This window comes from Pseudomonas sp. C6002, assembly GCF_013385805.1.
Classification (GTDB): domain Bacteria; phylum Pseudomonadota; class Gammaproteobacteria; order Pseudomonadales; family Pseudomonadaceae; genus Aquipseudomonas.
In genome coordinates this window covers 534,518-541,717 of sequence record NZ_JACAPH010000009.1, presented here as the reverse complement: position 1 = coordinate 541,717, position 7,200 = coordinate 534,518, and the positions used below count along the sequence as shown (strand labels likewise).

Genomic DNA, 7,200 nt, shown 5'->3' with positions numbered 1-7,200 from the left:
CGCGGTGCCGGAGTGAGGGAACACCGAGCCTAGGCGAGGTGCCGACAGGCGGGGCAGAGCCCTTTGCTTACTTTGGGGCTTTTCCAAAGTGAGCCGCTGTAAGAGCGGAACCATAAGCGGCCGTTACCCAAATAACGGATATGTACTCAATCACCCCCCAAACGCATCCCTGAGAAACCCCGGCGCGATATACCGCTGATAATGCGCCTCGGACAAAATAAAAAACTCCCGATCAATCGCATCCCGCAACTCAGGCAACCCCCAATCCCGAAACTCCGGCATCAATACCATCCCATAAGCCTCAAGATTACTGATCACCCGAGCCCCCCGGGCAATCAACTGATACGCCCAGCAGTACTCCGACTGATGCGGTACAAATCGAATCTTGCGCTGCTCCAGCTGCCCCCGCAGCATTTTAGGGTCAAACACCTCAAGCTTCCCGGCCATCACCTGCACCAACAACTGCTCCAGCCGCAGCCACACCGCACGTTTTTCTTCCTCGTTATACCCGTTCCACTGAATCACCTCATGGTGAAACCGCTTACACCCCCGGCACACAAGATCGCCGTAAACCGTGGAGCACAGGCCTACGCAGGGGGTCTTGATGGTTTGGTTAGACATGGTCGACAACGCACAAATCAGCGAAACAGTTGCACATGTTAGCCCTTTGTCTAAGGTTGATCACCCTGCAAACTTGGCGCGGCAACTTACGTTTAGAATTTTTTTGCCGTAGAATCATCCGGCCTTGTAAGGCGCCAATAATCCGTTGGAAGCTGTTTTCAAAGCGTCACGAGCACAGTCGTTCCTAAAGAACGGTGTTGGCGATGGTTATTTACCCGGTAAATAGCCAGCGCCAACCCTCATCAGCTCCGTTCTGCAGGCGTAAAACTTTGAAAGCAGCTTCTGTGAGGATTGCCGGCAGCGCTGGCTCTACGGCCCAAAAAGCCCCTGAGCGCATGCGTGCCGTGCATTTCTGGATGAGCGTCCCGTGGGACCACTGATGAGGGTAATAACTGTGCTTGAAGCCTACCGCAAACATATCGAAGAGCGTGCAGCCCTGGGTATCGTTCCCCAGCCGCTTAACGCCGAACAAACCGCAGGCCTGGTCGAGCTGCTGAAAAATCCCCCGGCTGGCGAAGAAGAATTCCTCGTTGACCTGATCACCAACCGCATTCCACCAGGCGTTGACGAAGCTGCCTACGTCAAGGCCGGTTTCCTGTCTGCCCTGGCCAAGGGCGAAGCCACTTCTCCCCTGATCGACAAGAAACGCGCTGTTGAACTGCTCGGCACCATGCAAGGCGGCTACAACATCGTGACCCTGGTCGAGCTGCTGGACGACGCCACCCTGGCCCCCGTCGCTGCCGCCCAACTCAAGCACACCCTGCTGATGTTCGATGCTTTCCACGACGTCGCGGAAAAAGCCAGGAACGGCAACGAACACGCCAAAGCCGTGATCCAGTCCTGGGCCGACGGCGAGTGGTTCAAGAACCGCCCGACCCTGGCCGACAAGATCAGCCTGCGCGTGTTCAAGGTCACCGGCGAAACCAACACCGACGACCTGTCCCCTGCCCCGGACGCCTGGTCCCGCCCTGACATCCCGCTGCACGCCCTGGCCATGCTGAAAATGGCCCGTGAAGGCATCGTGCCGGATGAGCAAGGCAAGACCGGCCCGATGAAGCAGATCGAAGAAATGCGCGGCCAGGGCTTCCCGATCGCCTACGTCGGTGACGTGGTCGGTACCGGTTCGTCGCGTAAATCGGCCACCAACTCGGTACTGTGGTTCTTCGGCGACGACGTGCCTTACGTGCCGAACAAGCGCGCTGGCGGCTTCTGCTTCGGCAGCAAGATCGCTCCAATCTTCTACAACACCATGGAAGATGCCGGCGCACTGCCAATCGAGTTCGACGTTACCAACATGAACATGGGCGACGTGATCGACCTGTACCCGCATGCTGGCAAAGTCACCAAGCACAACAGCGATGAAGTCCTGACCACCTTCGAAATGAAGACTCCGGTCCTGTTGGATGAAGTCCGTGCCGGCGGTCGTATCCCGCTGATCATCGGCCGTGGCCTGACCGAAAAGGCTCGCGCCGAGCTGGGTCTGCCACCTTCGACCCTGTTCAAACTGCCGGAAGCCCCGGCTGAAAGCGACAAGGGCTATACCCTGGCGCAGAAAATGGTCGGCAAGGCCTGCGGCGTGGCTGGCGTTCGTCCAGGCACCTACTGCGAACCGAAGATGACCACCGTCGGCTCCCAGGACACCACCGGTCCCATGACCCGTGACGAACTGAAAGACCTGGCGTGCCTGGGCTTCTCCACCGATCTGGTAATGCAGTCGTTCTGCCATACCGCGGCCTATCCAAAGCCGATCGACGTGACCACCCACCACACCCTGCCTGACTTCATCATGACCCGTGGCGGCGTATCGCTGCGTCCGGGCGACGGCATCATCCACAGCTGGCTGAACCGCATGCTGCTGCCGGACACCGTCGGTACCGGTGGTGACTCCCACACCCGTTTCCCGATGGGCATTTCGTTCCCGGCCGGTTCCGGCCTGGTAGCGTTCGCCGCCGCCACCGGCGTCATGCCGCTGGACATGCCGGAATCGATCCTGGTGCGTTTCAAAGGTGAAATGCAGCCTGGTATCACCCTGCGTGACCTGGTTCACGCCATTCCTTACTACGCGATCCAGGCTGGCCTGCTGACCGTAGAGAAGAAAGGCAAGAAGAACGCTTTCTCCGGCCGTATCCTGGAAATCGAAGGCCTGGACAACCTGAGCATCGAACAAGCCTTCGAGCTGTCCGACGCCTCGGCTGAACGTTCGGCTGCCGGTTGCACCATCAAGCTGTCGAAAGAATCCATCACCGAGTACCTGAACTCCAACATCACCCTGCTGCGCTGGATGATCGGTGAAGGCTACGGCGATGCGCGTACCCTGGAACGTCGTGCCCAAGCGATGGAAGCCTGGGTTGCCAACCCTGAGCTGATGGTTGCCGATGCTGACGCCGAATACGCTGAAATCATCGAGATCGACCTGGCCGACATCAAGGAGCCTGTGCTCTGCGCGCCAAACGATCCGGACGACGCCCGTCTGCTGTCCAGCGTTGCTGGCGAGAAGATCGACGAAGTGTTCATCGGTTCGTGCATGACCAACATCGGTCACTTCCGCGCTGCCGGTAAACTGCTGGATCAGGTCAAGGGTCAGCTGCCAACCCGTCTGTGGCTGTCGCCGCCGACCAAGATGGACGCTCACCAACTGACCGAAGAAGGCTACTACGGCATCTACGGCAAGGCTGGCGCGCGCATGGAAATGCCGGGCTGCTCGCTGTGCATGGGTAACCAGGCACGTGTAGAGCCGAACTCGACCGTTGTGTCGACGTCGACCCGTAACTTCCCGAACCGTCTGGGTGACGGCGCAAACGTCTACCTGGCTTCGGCCGAGCTGGCGTCGGTGGCTTCCATCCTGGGTCGCCTGCCGACCGTCGAGGAGTACATGGAATACGCCGCGAAGATCAACACCATGGCCAGCGACGTGTATCGCTACCTGAGTTTTGACCAGATCGCCGAGTTCCGTGAAATTGCTGCAAGCGCCAACATCCCTGTGGTTCAAGCCTAAGGTTTTGTTGCTGTAAACGAACGCCGCGTATCGTCAGATGCGCGGCGTTTTTTTATGCGCCTCGATTGAGGCCCAGACCTTGTCCTGCGCCTGGGTGCACGGCGTGCCTTCCGGGTGTGCCTGGATCGTGGCGATCACCGCGCGTAACTCTGCCTTGCTCTGGTCCATTCGGGCTTGAAGCTCTTCTATCTGCGCAATCCTGCGCTCAAGCCTCAAGATGATATCGGCGCGTTTCGCCTCGCTCGGCGAATCGTCGGGCATCAGCGCCTTCAACTCCTGCAAGCTGAAACCGGCGCGCTGAGCGCCCTGGATCAATTGCAGCGTCTGCAACGTCTGCATGGGATAACGGCGATAGCCATTACCTTGTCGCTCGACCTGGATCAGCCCCTTGGCTTCGTAAAAGCGAATCTTCGAGGCTGCCAAGCCGCTGCGTTCCGCCAGTTCACCAATATTCATCGCCAACCCCATTGACCTTAAAGTGACCTTTAAGCTTAGCCTGAGCGCTCCCAATGTGAGGAGTCAAGCATGTCGCCCTTTGAAGCGTTGCAATTGCCCAACGGCCAGCTCATCAGTAACCGCATCGCCAAGGCGGCGATGGAAGAGAACATGGCGGATGCGAACCAGGCGCCTTCCGAGGCCCTGATGCGCTTGTATCAAGCCTGGGCCGACGGCGAGCCCGGCCTGATCCTGACCGGCAACGTGATGATCGACCGCCACGCCATGACCGGCCCCGGCGGCGTGGTGCTGGAAGACGAACGTCACCTGGACAAGTTTCGCCAATGGGCCGCGATTGGCCGGGCCAAGGGCGCGCACTTCTGGGTGCAGCTCAACCACCCGGGCCGTCAGACCATGGCCAACCTCGGCCAGCAGGCCCTGGCACCTTCGGCGGTGGCCCTCGATCTCGGCGGTTTTTCGAAGATGTTCGCCCAACCCAAGGCCATGACCGAAGAAGATATCCAGGACGTCATCACGCGCTTCGCCACCAGCGCGCGTCTCGCCGAAAAGGCCGGCTTCAGCGGCGCGCAGATTCACGCGGCCCACGGCTACCTGCTCAGCCAGTTTCTCTCGCCCTTGAGCAACCAGCGCACAGACCGCTGGGGCGGCAGCCTGGAAAACCGTGCACGGCTGCTGCTGGAGGTGATCAAGGCCGTGCGCGCCGCCGTGAGCGCGGATTTCTGCGTGGCGGTGAAACTCAATTCCGCCGACTTCCAGCGCGGTGGCTTCGACGCCGCCGACGCCCATGCCGTGGTCGAGCTGCTCAACCCGCTGGCCATCGACCTGCTGGAACTGTCCGGCGGCAGCTACGAAGCCCCGGCCATGCAAGGCGAGGCTCGCGACGGACGCACCCTGGCCCGCGAAGCCTATTTCATCGAGATGGCCAGCGACCTGGCGAAAGTCGCCAACATGCCGGTGATGGTCACCGGCGGCATCCGGCGCTTGCCGATCGTGCAGCAAGTCCTGGACAGCGGCATCGCCATGGCCGGGATCGCCACCGCGCTGACCCTGGAGCCGCACCTGATCAAGCAATGGCGCGCCGGCCGCGATCTCAACCCGCAATTGCCGCCGATCCGCTGGAAGCGCAAACCCCTGGCCAGCCTGGCGAGCATGGCAGTGGTGCGCTATCAGCTTCGCCGCCTGAGCCGTGGCCGCCAGCCGAAACCCGGGGTGACGCCGCTGCTGGCGTTGATAAAAGACCAACTGTTTATCGCCCGCCGCACTCGGCAATATCGCGCTGCGATGACCAATTCTTCACATTGAGCGGGGAGCATTCAGCGCCATGGAACTGTCCTTAACTGATCAGCAGCTTTTTACCCTCACTGACGATTGGAGTTCTTCATGGCGAAAATCACCCTGGCCCAGCAATTGGCGACCACCCTTGAACAGGCGGGCATCAAGCGCATCTGGGGCCTGACCGGCGACAGCCTCAACGGCCTGACCGACTCCCTGCGCACCATGGACAGCATCGAGTGGATGCATGTGCGCCACGAAGAAGTGGCCGCGTTTGCCGCCGGTGCCGAAGCCGCCGCCACCGGCGAACTGACCGTATGCGCCGGCAGCTGCGGCCCCGGCAACCTGCACTTGATCAATGGCCTGTTCGATTGCCATCGCAACCACGTGCCGGTGCTGGCCATTGCCGCACAGATCCCCTCCTCCGAGATCGGCCTGAACTACTTCCAGGAAACCCATCCCCAGGAACTGTTCAAGGAGTGCAGCCACTTTATCGAGCTGGTGACCAACCCCGAGCAGATGCCTCACGTGCTGCACCGTGCCATGCGCTCGGCGATCCTCAATCGCGGCGTAGCGGTGGTGGTGATTCCGGGGGATGTGTCACTGTTGGAAGTAGAAGATAAATTCAAACCGTGGCCGGCCCTGCTGGCACCGCGCACCTTGCCGGCGGAACAGGACCTGCAACGCCTCACCGACATCCTCGAACACAGCGGCAAAGTCACCCTGCTGTGTGGCAGCGGCTGTGCCGGCGCCCACGATGAGGTGGTGGCCCTGGCCGACGCCCTCGGCGCGCCCGTGGTGCATGCCCTGCGCGGCAAGGAACATGTGGAGTGGGACAACCCGTTCGACGTCGGCATGACCGGCCTGATCGGCTTCAGCTCCGGCTACCACGCCATGCTCAACTGCGACACGCTGATCATGCTCGGCACCGACTTCCCGTATCGCCAGTTCTACCCGACCGACGCGAAGATCATCCAGGTCGACCGCAACCCGCAGGCACTGGGCCGACGTGCCACGCTGGACCTGGGCATTGCAGCTGACGTCAGCGAGACCATCCAGGCGCTGCTGCCGCGCCTGACCCGCAAGACGGACCGCAGCTTCCTCGAAACCTCGCTCAAGCATTATGAAAAAGCCCGCCAAGGGCTGGATGACCTGGCGGAACCGTCAAAGGCCGGCCGGCCAATTCACCCGCAATACGTTGCGCGCCTGCTCAGCGAACTGGCGGACGACGACGCAATCTTCACCGCCGACGTTGGCTCGCCGACAGTCTGGGCGGCGCGTTACTTGAAAATGAACGGCAAGCGCCGGTTGATCGGCTCGTTCAACCACGGCTCGATGGCCAACGCCATGCCCCAGGCCATCGGTGCGCAAGCCGCGTTTCCCGGGCGCCAGGTGATTTCGATGTCCGGTGACGGTGGGTTCACCATGCTGATGGGTGACTTCATCAGCCTGGCGCAGCTGAACCTGCCGGTGAAGCTGGTGGTGTTCAACAACTCTTCTTTGGGCTTCGTCGCCATGGAGATGAAAGCGGCGGGCTACCTGGATACCGGCACCGAGCTGAAAAACCCGGACTTTGCCGCCATGTCCAACGCCATGGGCATCCTCGGTATTCGCGTAGAGCAGTCCGAAGACCTGGAACCAGCCCTGCGCCGCGCACTGGCCCACGACGGCCCGGTGCTGGTGGACGTGGTCACCGCCACCCAGGAACTGGTGATGCCGCCGAGCATCAAGCTGGAGCAGGCCAAGGGCTTCAGCCTGTACATGCTCAAGGCGGTGATGAGCGGACGCGGTGATGAGGTGATCGAGTTGGCGAAAACCAACTGGCTGCGTTAATCGCGCCGTAGTCGCCGACCACG

General features: G+C 61.1%; 5 protein-coding genes. 3 read left to right on the top strand and 2 right to left on the bottom strand.

Annotated elements, in window-relative coordinates:
* Nucleotides 1–150: 150 nt before the first annotated feature.
* Nucleotides 151–621, bottom strand: coding sequence for a DUF1289 domain-containing protein (locus tag HX817_RS06330; protein WP_093197112.1), 471 nt, complete (start codon nucleotides 619–621; stop codon nucleotides 151–153).
* 394 nt (nucleotides 622–1,015) lie between these two features.
* On the opposite strand from HX817_RS06330, the gene acnB reads away from it, so the two are divergent.
* Complete coding sequence (gene acnB, locus HX817_RS06325; RefSeq protein ID WP_003209239.1) at nucleotides 1,016–3,616, top strand: bifunctional aconitate hydratase 2/2-methylisocitrate dehydratase; 2,601 nt, start codon at nucleotides 1,016–1,018, stop codon at nucleotides 3,614–3,616.
* A 33-nt stretch (nucleotides 3,617–3,649) separates the two neighbouring features.
* Here the strand turns inward: acnB and HX817_RS06320 are convergent, their stop codons facing one another.
* On the bottom strand, nucleotides 3,650–4,072 hold the full coding sequence (locus HX817_RS06320; RefSeq protein WP_177039989.1) for a MerR family transcriptional regulator: 423 nt from the start codon (nucleotides 4,070–4,072) through the stop codon (nucleotides 3,650–3,652).
* A 69-nt stretch (nucleotides 4,073–4,141) separates the two neighbouring features.
* Between HX817_RS06320 and HX817_RS06315 the strand changes: the two genes are divergently transcribed.
* Both HX817_RS06315 and poxB read left to right on the top strand, forming a co-directional pair.
* Complete coding sequence (locus HX817_RS06315) at nucleotides 4,142–5,374, top strand: NADH:flavin oxidoreductase/NADH oxidase family protein (protein ID WP_177039977.1); 1,233 nt, start codon at nucleotides 4,142–4,144, stop codon at nucleotides 5,372–5,374.
* A 78-nt stretch (nucleotides 5,375–5,452) separates the two neighbouring features.
* A complete protein-coding gene (gene poxB, locus HX817_RS06310; protein WP_008431335.1) occupies nucleotides 5,453–7,177 on the top strand; it encodes a ubiquinone-dependent pyruvate dehydrogenase in 1,725 nt (574 codons plus the stop codon).
* The last annotated feature ends 23 nt before the right edge of the window (nucleotides 7,178–7,200 follow it).

What these genes read in the sequence shown, in the direction of transcription:
- HX817_RS06315 (WP_177039977.1), top strand. Translation starts at nt 4,142, where the DNA reads ATGTCGCCCTTTGAAGCGTTGCAATTGCCCAACGGCCAGCTCATCAGT.
- HX817_RS06320 (WP_177039989.1), bottom strand. Translation starts at nt 4,072, where the DNA reads ATGAATATTGGTGAACTGGCGGAACGCAGCGGCTTGGCAGCCTCGAAG.
- HX817_RS06330 (WP_093197112.1), bottom strand. Translation starts at nt 621, where the DNA reads ATGTCTAACCAAACCATCAAGACCCCCTGCGTAGGCCTGTGCTCCACG.
- poxB (WP_008431335.1), top strand. Translation starts at nt 5,453, where the DNA reads ATGGCGAAAATCACCCTGGCCCAGCAATTGGCGACCACCCTTGAACAG.